General features: G+C 67.5%; 14 protein-coding genes. 4 read left to right on the top strand and 10 right to left on the bottom strand.

What is annotated here, in order from left to right; translation table 11 throughout:
* The 6 genes from gspL to gspG form a co-directional block, all read right to left on the bottom strand.
* A partial coding sequence (gene gspL / locus E9536_RS33920; protein WP_247873545.1) for a type II secretion system protein GspL occupies positions 1-548 on the bottom strand: 548 nt, incomplete at its 3' end.
* 26 nt (positions 549-574) lie between these two features.
* Entirely contained in the window at positions 575-1,708 is a 1,134-nt protein-coding gene (gene gspK / locus E9536_RS33915) for a type II secretion system minor pseudopilin GspK (RefSeq protein ID WP_059694514.1), read from the bottom strand.
* Positions 1,709-1,710: 2 nt separating this feature from the next.
* Positions 1,711-2,400: a prepilin-type N-terminal cleavage/methylation domain-containing protein gene (locus E9536_RS33910; protein ID WP_080982182.1), complete on the bottom strand. Its 690-nt coding sequence runs from the start codon at positions 2,398-2,400 to the stop codon at positions 1,711-1,713.
* Entirely contained in the window at positions 2,378-2,812 is a 435-nt protein-coding gene (gspI, locus tag E9536_RS33905) for a type II secretion system minor pseudopilin GspI (RefSeq protein WP_027788740.1), read from the bottom strand. The genes E9536_RS33910 and gspI overlap by 23 nt, the downstream gene beginning before the upstream one ends.
* 2 nt (positions 2,813-2,814) lie before the next feature.
* The gene (locus tag E9536_RS33900) at positions 2,815-3,384 is read right to left on the bottom strand and encodes a GspH/FimT family pseudopilin (protein WP_060197224.1); all 570 of its coding nucleotides are present in this window, start codon (positions 3,382-3,384) and stop codon (positions 2,815-2,817) included.
* 39 nt (positions 3,385-3,423) lie between these two features.
* Positions 3,424-3,876 carry a type II secretion system major pseudopilin GspG gene (gspG, locus tag E9536_RS33895; RefSeq protein ID WP_027788738.1) on the bottom strand — a complete coding sequence of 151 codons (453 nt, stop codon included), beginning with the start codon at positions 3,874-3,876 and terminating at the stop codon, positions 3,424-3,426.
* A gap of 175 nt (positions 3,877-4,051) precedes the next feature.
* Here gspG and E9536_RS33890 point away from each other — a divergent pair, with 175 nt between their 5' ends.
* Positions 4,052-4,462, top strand: a complete 411-nt coding sequence (locus E9536_RS33890) for a type II secretion system protein N (RefSeq protein WP_027788737.1) — start codon at positions 4,052-4,054, stop codon at positions 4,460-4,462.
* A 30-nt stretch (positions 4,463-4,492) separates the two neighbouring features.
* Here the strand turns inward: E9536_RS33890 and gspF are convergent, their stop codons facing one another.
* From gspF to gspD, 3 genes are read right to left on the bottom strand one after another with little or no spacing between them, the layout of a single operon-like run.
* A complete protein-coding gene (gene gspF, locus E9536_RS33885; RefSeq protein ID WP_021160406.1) occupies positions 4,493-5,710 on the bottom strand; it encodes a type II secretion system inner membrane protein GspF in 1,218 nt (405 codons plus the stop codon).
* Positions 5,711-5,714: 4 nt separating this feature from the next.
* Positions 5,715-7,214 (bottom strand): type II secretion system ATPase GspE, encoded by a 1,500-nt coding sequence (gene gspE / locus E9536_RS33880; protein WP_136472263.1) that lies wholly within the window; start codon positions 7,212-7,214, stop codon positions 5,715-5,717.
* Positions 7,211-9,556, bottom strand: a complete 2,346-nt coding sequence (gene gspD / locus E9536_RS33875; protein WP_136472261.1) for a type II secretion system secretin GspD — start codon at positions 9,554-9,556, stop codon at positions 7,211-7,213. Before gspD ends, gspE begins: the two co-directional genes overlap by 4 nt.
* A 367-nt stretch (positions 9,557-9,923) precedes the next feature.
* On the opposite strand from gspD, the gene E9536_RS33870 reads away from it, so the two are divergent.
* Positions 9,924-10,373, top strand: a complete 450-nt coding sequence (locus E9536_RS33870; RefSeq protein WP_027788734.1) for a lytic transglycosylase domain-containing protein — start codon at positions 9,924-9,926, stop codon at positions 10,371-10,373.
* Positions 10,374-10,532: 159 nt separating this feature from the next.
* A complete protein-coding gene (locus tag E9536_RS33865; RefSeq protein ID WP_027788733.1) occupies positions 10,533-11,846 on the top strand; it encodes a GTP-binding protein in 1,314 nt (437 codons plus the stop codon).
* A 118-nt stretch (positions 11,847-11,964) separates the two neighbouring features.
* Here E9536_RS33865 and E9536_RS33860 read toward each other — a convergent pair whose 3' ends face one another.
* Complete coding sequence (locus E9536_RS33860) at positions 11,965-12,243, bottom strand: HU family DNA-binding protein (protein ID WP_006401505.1); 279 nt, start codon at positions 12,241-12,243, stop codon at positions 11,965-11,967.
* A 388-nt stretch (positions 12,244-12,631) separates the two neighbouring features.
* Here E9536_RS33860 and mnmC point away from each other — a divergent pair, with 388 nt between their 5' ends.
* Positions 12,632-14,602 carry a bifunctional tRNA (5-methylaminomethyl-2-thiouridine)(34)-methyltransferase MnmD/FAD-dependent 5-carboxymethylaminomethyl-2-thiouridine(34) oxidoreductase MnmC gene (gene mnmC, locus E9536_RS33855; protein ID WP_060357230.1) on the top strand — a complete coding sequence of 657 codons (1,971 nt, stop codon included), beginning with the start codon at positions 12,632-12,634 and terminating at the stop codon, positions 14,600-14,602.
* The last annotated feature ends 408 nt before the right edge of the window (positions 14,603-15,010 follow it).

The raw sequence follows: 15,010 nt of genomic DNA, 5'->3' as shown, positions 1-15,010 counted from the left end.
CCGAGCACTGCGGCCACCGTCGCCGGGCGGGCCGGCGGCGTGTCGACGGCGTCCGCGGCAACCGCCGCAACGTCGACCTCGCCGTCGGCCGGCGCGGCGGGTGCGTGCGGCGCCGGCAGGCAGCGTGTCGCGGGCACCGCGCTCAGGTGCCGGTGGCCGGCCGCCGTGAACGCTTCGCAGATCGTGCGGAACCACGCGCGATCGACGACGGCCAGCACACGGCGCCCGTCGGGCAGCGCATCCGGATCGAGCGCGATGTGACAGCCGAGCGGATCCTGGATCAGCTGATCCTCGACAATGTTGGGCAGCGCCTGGCGCAGCTTCGGACCCTTGAGCGGCGGCACGGTCGCGGCCAGCAGCAGCACGTCGCGTGCGGCGACGATCAGCACCGTCGCATTCGCGCGCGGCAGCAGCGCCAGCGCGGCGCGGCCCGCGCGCTGCACGTGGCCGGCCTTGTCGACGAGCGTGAACGGCAGCTCGGGCCACTGCCATTCCTGCAACGGCACGGCAGGCTCGCGCGGCGGCAAAGAAACAATCAACGTGCTCACAAGAGCTCCTCTCCCGAATGGCGTCGTTATAGCTGGTCGCGAATGCGCACGACCCGTGTCGAGTGCGTGGTCGGATCACGATACACGAGCGAGGTGCGATCGACCTCCGCGCGTTCGTGCTGGATCCGGCCATGCACGATGAAATAGCTCGAATTGACGTCGACGAGACTCGAGTCGAGCGTCACGTTCGGCGGCGCACCGGCGCCGCGCAGCGCGAGCTGCACATCGGCGACGTTGCGGAAAAACACGGTCTCGCGGCGCGACACGAGCGCCTGCGCGGACGACACGCTCATCCCCGGGATCAGCGCCGCGATCACCTCGGCCGGCGCGGTGTTCATGTTCACGGGCGTCGTGGTCGGCAGCACGGTGACGAACGGGCGCAGCCGCGCGACCATCTCGGGCGTCACGCCGTCGACGTCGAGCAGGCTGTCGACCCCCGTCATCATCAGCGGCGCGGGCCCGCGATCGCCGCCCGTCATACCGGGATCGTCGGTGAAGCCGCCGCCGCCCTGCTGATCGGTCGCCACCGGCGCGGTGACCGGCGGCGCCGTGCCGCCGCCCGGCAGCGTAGGCATCTGGAAACGCGTCGCCGAATTCAGCAGGCCCGCGCGCACCTGCAGCGCGACGCGTTTCGCGAACGCGCCGTCGTAGCCGAGCGTCGTCAGCAGGCGCTGGAACGCCTGGACCTGCGTGACGTTCAACTGCAGCACGCCGGGCGCCGGCGACGCCACGAGGTTGCGCAGGTTGAACTTCGCCTGGGCGTCCTCGATCGAGCCGGAGATATAGGTGTCTTCGCCGCCGGTGTCGTTGGGCGCGCCGATCCGCCCGAGGAAGTCCGACAGTTTCGTCTTCGCGATCGGCACGCCCCAGATGCCGCCGAGGTACGTGATGCCGGGCGCCGTATCGCCTTCGGAGCGCAGGATCATCCGCGTCCAGTCGAGCGCGCCGCGCGCGACCCACTGCGCCTGCGCGATCTCGCGCTGGTTCTCGATGCGGCGGATCTGCACCTGCTGGCGCCACAGCATCCCCGAGACGAGGATCGCCGACAGCGCGACGACGAGCAGCGCGGTGATGATCGCCGCGCCGCGCTGGCGGCCGCGTGCCCGTGCGTGACCGGCAGCACGGGCGGCAGGCAATGAACGGGGAGGGCGTGCGCGCATCGTCATTCCCCGACGAGGAAGATGCGCGTGACCGGCACGCGCAGCGACGTCGCACCGATGCTGACCTGCAGCCCCGTCACCGCGCGCGTCGGCGGCGCGTTGCCGAGCTGCGGCACCTTGAGCGCATCGTTGTTCTGCGCGAGCGCGTCGTCGGCCGTCTGCAGGTTGGTGGTCCAGCCCACGCGCGGCACGTACAGCTTCGCGTCGATCGCGCCGACGCCGCCCATCAGCGCGACCCAGCTCCAGCCTTCGACGCTGCTGTCCTTCAGCATGCCGCGCAGCCGGTTCGCGTCGTCGATCGGCGGCGACGCGTAGCGCACGACCCGCCCGCCGGCGATCCGGTAGCGGACCACCTGCAGCCGCGGCGCGACGCCCGGCACCTCGAGTTCGCGGACGATCTGCAGCGTGTTGCCGGCGACGCCGATCGCCGGCTGGCCGGCTTCGTCGTCGGTCGCAGCGAGCCGCGCGTCGATGCGCATCTGGTCGAACATCTGCGCGAACACGCGTTCGTCTTCCATCGCGGCCGCGACCTTGTCGCGACCGCGCATGATCTGGTCGAGCCCGCGCCACGCGAGGATCGCGACCACCGCGAGGATCGCGATCGCGATCATCAGCTCGATCAGCGTGAAGCCGCGGGCGGGGCGGGCGAACGGGCGTCGCATCGGCGCGTCAGAGCGGACGGCTGGTTTCATTCGCGACCACCGTCACCATCTGCGCAAGCACGCCGGCCTGCCCGGGCGTGCTCACCGAAATCCGGACGCGCCGGAACACCGGGTTGGGCGTGGTGCTCACGCGCTGCGTGCAGACGAGCTGCACGTTGCCTTGCGAGCAGTCGAAACTCTGCTCGCCGATCTCCGGCCACGCATGCGTGAGCCGCATCTGCGCGAGCGCGTTGTCGGCGCTCCAGCCGGCGAGCAGCCGGCGATGAAGATCGGAGGCGTTGGTCGCCATCGTCCCGACCGCGCGGATCGACGCGGCGAGCGCGACCGCGATGATCGCGAGCGCGACCAGCACCTCGATCATCGTGAAACCGCGCCGCGCATGAAGTCCCGTTGGGGCATGGCGGTGCGATGAAGCAACGGGGAAGGGCAGGCGACGACGCATCGTCATTGCACCTCGTAGCGGCCGTTGCCGGTGCCGACGATCGTCGCGCTGCCGGCGGCCGAATGCAGCGTCACGCGCACCGGCGTGTCGATGCTCTCGGTGCCGAACACGACGCGGCTCGCGCGCGTGTCGGACCCCGGATAGTCGATGTCGGCGCCCGTGACGCCGCCGTCCCAGTCACGCGGGCGCAGCAGGTCGTCGCGCAGCGTGCGCCAGCCGTCGGGCGAGCTCACGTCGAAACGGAAGCCGTGTGCGGTCGGCTGCCATGCGATCGGCCGGGCACGCACCTGCGCCTCGTCGCCGGCGGTCTCGAACAGCAGCGCGATGCGCTGCGCTTCCTCGCGCAGGTCGGTACGCGGATTGCGCGTGAGCGACAGCGACGCGAGCGACACGAGCAGGCCCGCGATCACGAGCACGACCAGCATTTCGAGCAGCGTGAAGCCGCGCGTGCGACGCCGCCGCGCACCGTGCTTCGTCGGCCCGCCGTCGGCATGCGCCGGCACGGACGAAGCCGCGCCGCGACGCGCACGGCGGTCGCGACCGCAGCGGGAGGTCGTGCGAATGGCGAGCATGAAGAACGGGAACGAAGCGTCGGGCCGGTCAGTGAGCGCTTATTGCCACGAACCGATGTCGGTATCGTTGCCGTCGCCGCCTTCCTTGCCGTCGGCGCCGTAGCTGAACACGTCGATCTCGCCGTGCACGCCCGGGTTCAGGTACTTGTACCCGTTGCCCCACGGATCGTTCGGCAGGCGCTCGAGATAACCGCCGTCCTTCCAGTTGTTCGGGATCGGATCGGTGGACGGCTTCTGGATCAGTGCGTTCAGGCCCTGATCCTGGGTCGGGTAGCGGCCGTTGTCGAGACGGTACAGCTTGAGCGCCTGCATGATCGTGCCGATGTCCTGTTTCGCGGCGATGCGGCGCGCCTCGTCCGGGCGGCTCATGATCTTCGGCACGATCAGCGCCGCCAGGATCCCGAGGATCGCGACCACCACCATGATCTCGATCAGCGTGAAACCGCGCTGACGACGCACGGCCGCGTTGCGGCGAGTGATCCACGTTTGCATGACTGACTACCTCTTTCCAAAAAATGTCGTTGGTTGCGTGACGCGCCCGGTGCACCGGAGGATTGCCTGACGGCAACCTTCCGGACCCGCGGGCGCGGAGCACGCATTGTAAGGCGCGCATTGCCGAGGGCTTTCACCCAACGCAAATTTCACATAGATCCGTACAATAGCGCGCATGAACGCGCTCTCGATCCGGATCCTCTCCCTAGCCCTCTTCGCGGGTTTGTGCGCGACGGCCACTTACTGGGTCGTCACGCTGTCAGCCCGTGAAGCGCCGCTGCCCGCCGCCGCCGCGCGGCTGCCGATCCGTACCGAGGACGCCGCGGCGCTCTTCGGCGGTCAGCTCGACAAGAATCCCGTGCAGGACATCCACCTGTTCGGCATCCTCTCGCTCGATCGCGGTGCCGCCGCGATCGTCGGCGTCGGCGGCGAACCGCCGCGCGCCGTGTCGCTCGGTGCGGAGGTCACGCCCGGCGCGAAGCTCGCCGAAGTCCGCCCCCGCTCGATCGTCGTCGACCGCAACGGCGCCCGCGCCGAAATCCAGCTGCCGGCGAACACGCCGTCCCCCGCGATCTACATGCGCTGAACGGTAGCGGCCCGATCGACTGTCGGGCCGTTACTGCACCATGTTGTTCAGCTCGATGATCGGCAGCATCACGGCCAGCACGATCACGAGCACGATGCCGCCCATCGCCAGGATCAGGAGCGGCTCGAGCAGGCTCGTCAGGAACATCGTGCGGCGCTCGAGCTCGCGCGCTTCGCCTTCGGCCGCGCGATCCAGCATCGTCGTCACGTCGCCCGTCGCTTCGCCGGAACGGATCAGGTGCACGAGCACCGGCGGAAACGTCTTCACGTTGTTCAGCGCGCGCGACAGCGCGGAGCCTTCGCGCACGCGCACGATCGCGTCGTCGATGTTCGCGCGCATCGCGCGGTTCGACAGCGTCTCGCCGGCCGCCTGCAACGCGCGCAGGATCGGCACGCCCGCCGCGGTGAGGATGCCGAGCGTGCTCGCGAACCGCACCGTGTTGTAGCCGCGCACGAGCTTGCCTGCCAGCGGCGCGGTCAGCACCCAGCGGTCGAAGCGCAGCCGCGGGCCGTCACGCGACAGCGTCGCCTTCACGAACCACACGACGAGCACGACCGCGATCAGGATCGCCCACCACCAGTGCCGCACGAAATCCGACAGCGCCATCATCACGATCGTCAGCACGGGCAGCTGCTGCTTCGTGCTCGCGAACACGTTGACGACCTGGGGCACGACATAGCTCAGCAGGAACGTGACGATGCCGAATGCGATCAGCGTGACGATCCCCGGATACGTGAACGCGAGCAGGATCTTCTGCTTCAGCGCGTTGCTTTGCTCGATGTAGTCGGCGAGGCGCGACAGCACGATGCCGAGCTTGCCGGTGTGCTCGCCGGCCGCGACGAGCGCACGATAGATTTCGGGGAAGTCGCGCGGATGCTGGCCCAGCGCATTCGCGAGCGAATGGCCGCCGAGCACTTCCGCGCGGATCGCGGCCATCAGTTCGCGAATGTAGTCGCGCTCGGCCTGCTCGGTCAGCACGCCGAGCGCCTCGTCGAGCGGCAGCCCCGCGATCAGCAGGCTCGCGAGCTGGCGCGTCAGGATCGCCTGTTCGCGCTGCGACAGCTTGCGGCCGAACGCGAGCCGCTGCGACCGCGCCCCGCGCGTCGCGCTGGCGGCCGGCTCGACGACGAGCGGCGTCAGCCCCTGCGTACGCAGCTGGCCGCGCGCGGCACGCGCGCTGTCGGCGTCGATGACGCCCTTCTGCGCGCGTCCCGCCGAATCGATTGCTTCGAAACGGAATGCCGGCATCGCGCTATGCGCCTCCCGTCACGCGCAACACTTCCTCGAGCGACGTCGCGCCGGACGCGAGCCAGCGCTCGGCGTCGTCGCGCAGCGTGCGCATCCCTTCCGCACGACCGGCGGCGAGAATCTCCGCGTCGGCCGCGTTGCGGTGGATCAGCGAGCGGATCGACTCGTCGACCAGCAGCAGTTCGTACACCCCGCGCCGGCCCGAATAACCCGAATGCCCGCACTTGTCGCAGCCGACCGGATGCCACACGGTGCGGCCTTCTTCCTGGCGTTCTTCCTTGCAGACGGGGCAGAGCTGGCGCACGAGCCGCTGCGCGAGCACGCCGAGCAGCGACGACGCGAGCAGGTAGGGTTCGACGCCCATGTCGGTCAGACGCGTGACGGCCGATGCCGCATCGTTCGTGTGCAGCGTCGCGAGCACGAGGTGGCCCGTCAGCGACGCCTGCACCGCGATCTGCGCGGTTTCGAGGTCGCGGATCTCGCCGATCATGATCACGTCCGGATCCTGGCGCAGGATCGAGCGCAGCGCACGGGCAAAGGTCATCCCGATCCGCTCGTTCACCTGCGTCTGGCCGATGCCGCCGAGGTCGTATTCGATCGGGTCCTCGACGGTCATGATGTTGGTCGTCGCGGTTTCGAGCCGCGACATCGACGCATACAGCGTGGTCGTCTTGCCCGAACCGGTCGGGCCCGTGACGAGCACGATGCCGTGCGGGCGGGCGATCAGCTTGTCGAACTGGACGAGCGTGTCGCGGCCCATCCCGAGCGCCTCGAGGTTCAGCCGCTGCGCATCCTTTTCCAGCAGACGCAGCACCGCACGCTCGCCGTGGCCCGTCGGCAGCGTCGACACGCGCACGTCCACCGGCCGGCCGCCGACGCGCAGCGTGATGCGGCCGTCCTGCGGCAGGCGCTTTTCCGCGATGTCGAGCTGCGCCATGATCTTGATCCGAGAGATCAGCGCACCGTGCAGCGCCTTCTTCGGCCGCACGACGTCACGCAGCGTGCCGTCGACGCGAAAGCGCACGACGGAAGCATTCTCGAACGGCTCGATGTGGATGTCCGATGCCTGTTCGCGCGCCGCTTGCGTGAGCAGCGCGTTGATCATCCGGATGATCGGCGCGTCGTCCTCCGATTCGAGCAGATCCTCGACTTCGGGGATGTCCTGCATCAGCCGCGACAGGTCGACTTCGCCTTCGACCTCGCCGACCACCTGCGCGGCGCTGCCGTCCTGGCGCGCGTACGCGTGGTTGATCGCCTGCGCGAGCTCGTCGGCCGGCACGCGATGCACGGAGATCGAGCCGAAGTTGCGCGCGATCTCCGCGAGCGCGGCATCGCTCGTGCGTTCGCTGATCCACACCTCGAGCGTGTCGTCGACCTGGTGCGCGATCAGCACCTGGCCGCTCTTCGCGAAGCCGTACGGCAGCAGCCGCGCGGCGAGCGGCGACGGCGGCTGGCGTTCGCCCGGCGCGCCGTCGTGGGCGGAAGAGGCGAGCACGTCGCTCACTGCGAGGCTCCCGGCGTGGCCGTCAGCGGCTGTTGCGGCACCGCCTGCTGCGGCACGCTCTGCGGCTGCGCGGGCGTCGCCTCCGGCAACGGCTGGGCCGGCACCGGCACCACCTGGCGCTGTACCTGCTGGCGACGCATCTTGTCGAGATCGAACAGGTTGCCCGCGGCCGTGCCACCCTGGCTCGGGCCGATCGGCATCGGCGGGACGACCGGATCGTCCTTGTCGCGCATCACGTTGTTGTCGGACTTGTACGCGCCCGTCACGCCCTGGATGTAGTCGTAACGATTGGCCGTGACTTCCTGCGCGGTATTGCGATCGGAAATGATCACTGGGCGCAGGAATACCATCAGGTTGGTTTTCTGGCGCAGCTTCGTTTCGGAACGGAACAGCTGGCCGATCCACGGAATGTCGCCGAGCAGCGGCACCTTGCTGTTCGACACCTGGTAGTTGTCCTGCATCAAGCCGCCGAGCACGATGATCTCGCCGTTGTCCGCGAGGATCGTCGACTGGATCGAGCGCTTCGTGAAGGTCGGGCCGGTCTGCGCGCTGGTCGTGCCGGCGACCACCGCCGAATCCTCGGTATAGAGCTGCAGCTTGAGGATCCCGCCGTCGGTGATCTGCGGCTTCACGTGCAGCGTCAGGCCGACGTCGCGACGGTCGTAGGTGTTGAACGCATTGTTCGTGTTGCCGCTCGTCAGGTTCGAATACGAACCGGTCGCGATGGGCACGTTCTGGCCGACGACGATCTTCGCTTCCTCGTTGTCGAGCGTGATCAGGTTCGGTGTCGACAGCACGTTCGCGTCGCTCACGCCCGAGAAATACTGCAGCAGTGCACCGAGCCCCTGCACGCCGAACATGTTGTGCAGCCAGCCGATGTTGAGCCCCTGGCTCAGCGCCCCGAGATTGTTGGCCAGCCCGCCGCCGGTGATGCCGCCGGCGGCGTTGGCCACGCCGCCCGCCGTCAGGTTGATGATGCTGTTGCCCAGACCGCCAGTGGGGTTCAGGTTCGTGCCGCCGAGAAACTGGCCGCTCGCGACCTGCCACTGGATACCGAGGTTGCCGGACGTATTCGAGTTCAGCTCGACGATCAGCGCTTCGATATAGACCTGCGCGCGCCGCGCGTCGAGCTGGTCGATCACCGAGCGCAGGTTCCGGTACACCGGATCCGACGCGGTGATGATCAGCGAGTTGGTCGCCGCGTCGGCCTGGATCATGCCGCCCGGCTGGTTGTCGTCGCCTTTGTCCTTGTCGCCGCCGAGCAGGCCGGCGCTGCCGAGACCGCCGCCGCTGCCCGACGAACCGCCGTACCCCGACGAGGACGACGAACCGCCGAGGCCGCCCGACGGCAGCGGCGGGGTGCCCGACGTGCCGGTCGAGAAGTTGCCGCTCGACGACGAGCCGCCGTTCTGGTTGAAGCTGTTCGCATCGTTGGACGATGCCGACGAGCCGCTGTCGCTGCCGCTCCCCTTGCCGAGCATGCCGCGCAGCGTCTTCGCCAACTTCACCGCATCGGCATTGCGCAGCGGCACGACATGCATGTTGCCGGGCACCCCGCTCGGCGCGTCGAGCTGCTGCACGAGGCGCTTCGCGGCCGCGAGGCGCGACGCGCTCGACGCGCGCAGCAGCAGCGAGTTGGTCCGCGGGTCGGCCGTGACCGACACCTTCAGCGTTGCGTCGCTGTTGCCGATCGCGCCCGGGTCGAGCATTTTCTGCAGCTGCGCGGCGAGGTCGATCGCGTTCGCGTTGCGCAGCGGAACGACCTGCACCTGCGCGCCCGCGGCGCTGTCGACGCCGGCGATGATCTGCGCGATGCGCCGCACGTTGTCCGCGTAGTCGGTGACGACGATCGTGTTGTTCGCCGGGTAGGCCGTCACCGTGTTGTTCGGCGAGATCAGCGGCCGCAGCACGGGCAGCAGATTGTTCGCCGATTCGTTGTGCAGCTCGAACACCTGCGTGATCACCTGGTCGCCGCGCGCCTGCGGCGCGTTGCCGACGTAGGTCGGCACGCCCTGCAGCTTCGCGTCGGCCTCGGGCACGACCTTCAGCACGCCGTGATCCTGCACGAGCGCGAAGCCCTGCATCCGCAGCGCCGACTGCAGCGTCTTCAGCGCCTGGTCTTCCGGCACCGGCCGTTCGGCCACGAGGTTGAGCTGCCCCTTCACGCGGGGGTCGACGATGATGGTCTTGCCGGTTGCGGCGCCGATCGCCTTGGCGACCTGGTCGATATCCGCATTCACGAAGTTGAGCGTGACCTGAGCGTAGGCGGCCTGCGAAGCGATGAGGCCGGCGACGATCAGGGTCGTGGCGACACGCCGCATAACGAAGCGATTTCTTGTCATGGATGAATGGGTCGATGCCGGCTCAGGCCACTTCCGGCGGTAGTGCTGGGATCCAAGTCCTAAAGAGGCGACATTAGCAGTTTTTCATGTCCGAAATATCACATTGACCCGAGGACTGTCTCACATACGACATGTATTCTGCGAGCCGTATGCAATATGTAATGTTCGGCGCTATGCTCTGCATCCCGGCCATCGCCCCCGTTTCACGATGAACCGACACGGAAATGCGGTATAACCGGGCTGCCGTATTCCTGTATGTCGCAAGCTGACGGACTGTCGGTATGATACGGGCGGCGCGTTTCTCATCGCACGAATAACAGGCACGGGTTTTCCCGACCTTCGCGCAATTTATTATCGATTCCGCACCATGAACAGACGGTTCGCCTCGATTGCGTTGATCGCCGCCGGCGCGTGTTTCGCCAGCGCGAACGCTCGCGCGGACTGTTTCGACGAGGCGGCAAAATATCAGCAGGTCAATCCGCTGATCCTGCGCGCGATCGCGTGGCAGGAGTCGCGCAACCGGCCCGGCGCGCTGAACAAGAACACGAACGGCTCGGTCGACTACGGCCTGATGCAGATCAATTCGATCCACCTGCCGACGCTGTCGCGCTACGGGATCGGCCGCGACACGCTGATGGAGCCGTGCAAGAACGTCTACATCGCCGCGTGGCATCTCAAGCAGAAGATGAACCGCTACGGCAACACGTGGCAGGCGGTCGGCGCCTATCATTCGGAAACACCGTCGCTGCGCGACAAGTACGCGCGGCAGATCGCCGCCATCCTGACGCAGTGGAAGCTGTTGCCGCCCGTGCAATGACGCTGCGGCCCGGCGCGGCCTGACGCCGTACCGGCCGGCCGGCGCGCGTTTGATGCACAATGCGGATCTCACGCCGCAATTTCGCCCGTCCGCGGGACGATCGCGCCCCGGAAGGGCGCCGCGGCCGCTTGTTCAATTTTTCCGTTGGTGCGTATCGCTATGAATCCGGCTATGAACCAGCCGTTGCCCGTCACCGTGCTGTCCGGTTTCCTCGGCGCCGGCAAGACCACGCTGCTCAACCATGTCCTCGCGAACCGCGCGGGCCTGAAAGTCGCCGTGATCGTCAACGATCTCGCAGCGGTCAACATCGACGCATCGCTCGTGCGTGACGCGCAGGCGCTGTCGCACGTCGAGGAACGCCTCGTCGAGATGTCGAACGGCTGCATCTGCTGCACGCTGCGCGACGACCTGCTCGTCGAGATCCGCAATCTCGCGTCCGAAGGCCGCTTCGACGCGATCATGATCGAATCGACCGGTATCGCGGAGCCGATGCCGATCGCCGAAACCTTCACGTTCGTCGATGACGACGGCACGTCGCTGTCCGCGATCGCGCGGCTCGACACGCTCGTCACCGTGGTCGACGCGTACAACTTCCTCCGCGACTACGGCTCGGACGACGCGCTCGCAACCCGCGGCATCGCCGCCTCGGAGGAGGACGACCGCACGCTCGTCGAGCTGCTGATCGAGCAGATCGAATTCTGCGACGTGCTGGTGATCAACAAGGCCGACCTCGTCGGCGCCGACGAACTCGCACGCCTGCAGCACATCCTCGCGCGCCTGAACCCGCGCGCGCACCAGGTCGTGTCGACGTTCGGCAACGTGCCGCTCGACGAAGTGCTGAACACGGGCCGTTTCGATTTCGACGAGGCCGCGAACGCGCCGGGCTGGCTCGCATCGCTCGATCACGATCACACGCATTGCGACGACCCGGACTGCCATGACGAACATCATGCGCACGTGCACGGCGAAGCCGACGAATTCGGCATCGGCAATTTTGTTTACCGCGCGCGCCGGCCGTTTCATCCGGCACGGCTCTGGGCGCTGCTGCACCAGGAGTGGCCGGGCGTGCTGCGCAGCAAGGGCTTCTTCTGGCTCGCGACGCGCAACGACATCGCGGGCTCGCTGTCGCAGGCGGGCGGCGTATGCCGCCATGGCCCGGCGGGTCTGTGGTGGGCGGCGCAGGATCGCGCGGAATGGCCGGACGACGACGAACTGCTCGCGGAAATCCGCGCCGAATGGCACGGCGATCTCGACGATCGCGCAGTGGGCGATCGCCGGCAGGAACTCGTGCTGATCGGCATCGCGCTCGACGCGGATGCGTGGCGCGAGAAACTCGATGCGTGCCTGCTGACCGATGCGGAATTCGCGCTCGGCGCGGCGGGATGGCACGCGTTCGACGATCCATTCCCGGTGTGGGATATCGATTCGCACGACGACGACGATCACGGCGACACGCAGATCGTGCACGTGTAACGCGTTGTAAAAACAACCGTTAAATCTTGCAAGAGTGGCGCGGACTGTGGCGAAAATGCCGCGCGCGCCCAACAAAAAACCCGCCGAAAGGCGGGTTTTTCTTGGAACAGGCGCTGGATTAACGCTTGTTGACGGCGTCCTTGAACGCCTTGCCAGCCGTGAACTTGACCGTCTTGGCTGCCGGGATCTTGATGGTTTCGCCCGTCTTCGGGTTGCGGCCCGTACGTGCTGCGCGCTTGCCCGAACCGAAGCTGCCGAAGCCGATCAGCTGAACCGCATCACCCTTCGACACGGCCTTCTTGATGACTTCGAGCAGCGTGTCCAGCGTTTCGCCGGTTTGAGCCTTGCTGGCGCCCGTTTGGGCGGCGACGGCGTCGATCAGTTCCTGTTTGTTCATTAAGGTTCCTTTATCAGGTTAGGTTGACACGAACAGCGCGAACGCGCCGATTATACGTGCGCGAACCGTGCCGTCGAGAGTCAGACTCCGACGACACAGCGCCGAATCCTGGCCCGCGCGACGCGCCCTCCGGTATGCCGGCGGCCACCCCGCGGTACGGCGTTGCTATGATAGCGCAGCGCAAACCCAATAACGACAAGGGTTTCAAAGATTTTCATCGGTATTTCGCCGAATGAATCACGGACTGCCCATTTTTTGACCAGCGCCAACCGGACAGGATACGCAGCGCGGTCCGCCCGTGCGCCGCCCCGTTGGCTTTTTCCAACGGACGGACGGACGGCCCCGCGCAATCCCTTGCCAGGCTTGGCTGCCACGTTTTTTGTTTCGCATGACCGACCGACTTGTTCCCGCCACGTTCGCCATCCGCGACGACGGCACGCTCGTGTCGCCCGAGTTCGGCGACATCTATCACAACGTCGCGGGCGCGCTCGCGCAGGCGAACTACGTGTCCGTCGCGGGCAACCGGCTGCCGGCGCGCTGGCAAGGCCGCCGCACGTTCACGATCGTCGAGACGGGGTTCGGCACGGGCGCCAACTTCCTCGCGACCTGGGCCGCGTGGCGCGAGGATCCCGCACGCTGCGAGCGGCTGCATTTCGTGTCGGTCGAGAAGCACCCGTTCTCGCGCGACGACTTGCGCAAGGCGCTTTCCCATATCGTTGCGAACACAACCATGTCGGCCGAAGCCGCGATGCTTGCCGATGCATGGCCGACGCTCGTGCCGGGTTTGCACCGGCTCGAATTCGACGACGGGCGGGTCGTGCTCACGCTTGCATTCGGCGACGCGCGCGAGATGCTGCCGAAACTCGTCGCACGTGCCGATGCGTTTTATCTGGACGGTTTCGCGCCGGCGAAAAACCCGGACATGTGGTCGGCCGACGTGTTCCGCGCCCTCGGACGCCTCGCTGCCGAAGGCGCGACCTTCGCGACGTATTCGAGTTCGGGCGTCGTGAAACAGGCGCTCACCGACGCGGGTTTCACGTATCGCAAGGTCGACGGGTTTGCGGGCAAGTTCGTGATGCTCGTCGGCGAATACGCGCCGCGCTGGCGCGCGCGCCGGCACGAGCCGCCGCTCGCATTGCCCGTTGCGGCACGCCGCGCGATCGTGATCGGTGCGGGCCTGGCGGGCTGCGCGGTCGTCGAACGTCTCGCCGCGCGCGGCTGGGAGGTCACGCTGATCGAACGGCACGAGCGGATCGCGAGCGAGGCGTCGGGCAATCCGGCCGGCGTATTCCATCCGCTGATGACGCGCGACGACAACGTCGCGAGCCGGCTCACGCGCGGCGGCTTCCTGCACGCGATCGCACGCTGGCGCGCACTCGAACGCGCGGGCCATGCATTCGCGCGCAGCACGCACGGGATGATTCATCTCGCCGAATCGGCCGACGACTTCGCGCGGATGCGTGATGCTTTCGATGCGTTCGGCGCACCGTCCGACTACGTATCGCTGCTCGACGCCGATGCCGCGCGCGCCCATCTGAACCTGCCGGTCGCGCACGGCGGCCTGCTGTTTCCGCACGGCGGCGCCGTCTGGCCGGCCGGCCTTTGCGCGGCCCAGTGCGAGGCGGCCGGCGAGCGCGTGCGCTTGCTCGCGTCCACCGCCGTGGCACGACTCGAACGGCGGGGCGATGCATGGCATGCGCTCGACGATGCGGGTGGCACACTGGCCGAAGCGCCCGTCGTCGTGCTCGCGAATGCCGGCGATGCCGCGCGCCTCGCCGGGCTGCAGCACGTCGCGCTGCAACCGGTGCGTGGCCAGCTCACGTTGCTGCCCCCCGGCAGCACGGCACCGCTGCCGTGCCCGGCGATCGGCGACGGTTACGCGGTACCGCTCGACGACGGCACGCTGCTGATCGGCGCGACGTTCGAGCCCGACGACGTCGATCCCGCGATGCGCGCGGCCGGTCACGCCGAAAACCTCGAGCGCGTGCGCCGTCTGCTGCCGGGCCTGATCGGCGACGTGCCGGATCCCGGCACGCTGCGCGGCCGCGTTGCGTTCCGCTGGGTTGTCGGCGATCGACTGCCGCTCATCGGCCCGCTCGCGGACGAAGCGGGAGCCGTCGCCAAAGCACGCGCGCTGAGCGGCGCGCAGGCACGCGACCTGCCGCGCATGCCCGGACTCTACGGCGCATTCGGTTTCGGTTCGCGCGGCCTCGTATGGGCCGCACTCGGCGCCGAACTGATCGCATCGCAACTCGAAGGCGAGCCGTGGCCGCTCGAACGCGAACTCGCCGACGCCGTCGATCCCGCACGCTTCCTGATCCGCGCATTGCGCGCGCGCCGCGTCAGCCAGGCCGGCTGACCGGCCCCCGAGCCGATCACAGTTTCCCGATTTTTTCGCGCAAGGTTATCCACTCGATGCTGTGGATAACTGCGCGGAATCCGCGCGCACTTCGTGTGCAATCACAGTGGACGTAAACTGGGCAACTCGGCACAGCTGTGAAACGGCCCGAAAGTTGCTCAATCGAAACTTCTGTGCACGAACAGCCTGTGCAACGGGTTATGGACTCTCCAACACCTTGATCCGTCGACGTAAACCGAAGTTATCCACAGAACTGTGCGCGCCTTGTTAACTTCTACTACGTATATATACAAGTAAACCTTTGAAACCAAAGACCTGGGGTGCCGCACAGCGCCGCGAGTCGAATCAATGGGTTCCAGACCGAAAAAGCTGTGGCACAATCGGTTTCCTTCGCGTTCATCCGGCCAG

The organism is Burkholderia sp. LS-044 (genome assembly GCF_004803625.1).
Lineage (GTDB): Bacteria > Pseudomonadota > Gammaproteobacteria > Burkholderiales > Burkholderiaceae > Burkholderia > Burkholderia cepacia.
Note: the sequence above shows the minus strand (reverse complement) of the source record. Positions and strands in the feature narration are given on the sequence as shown.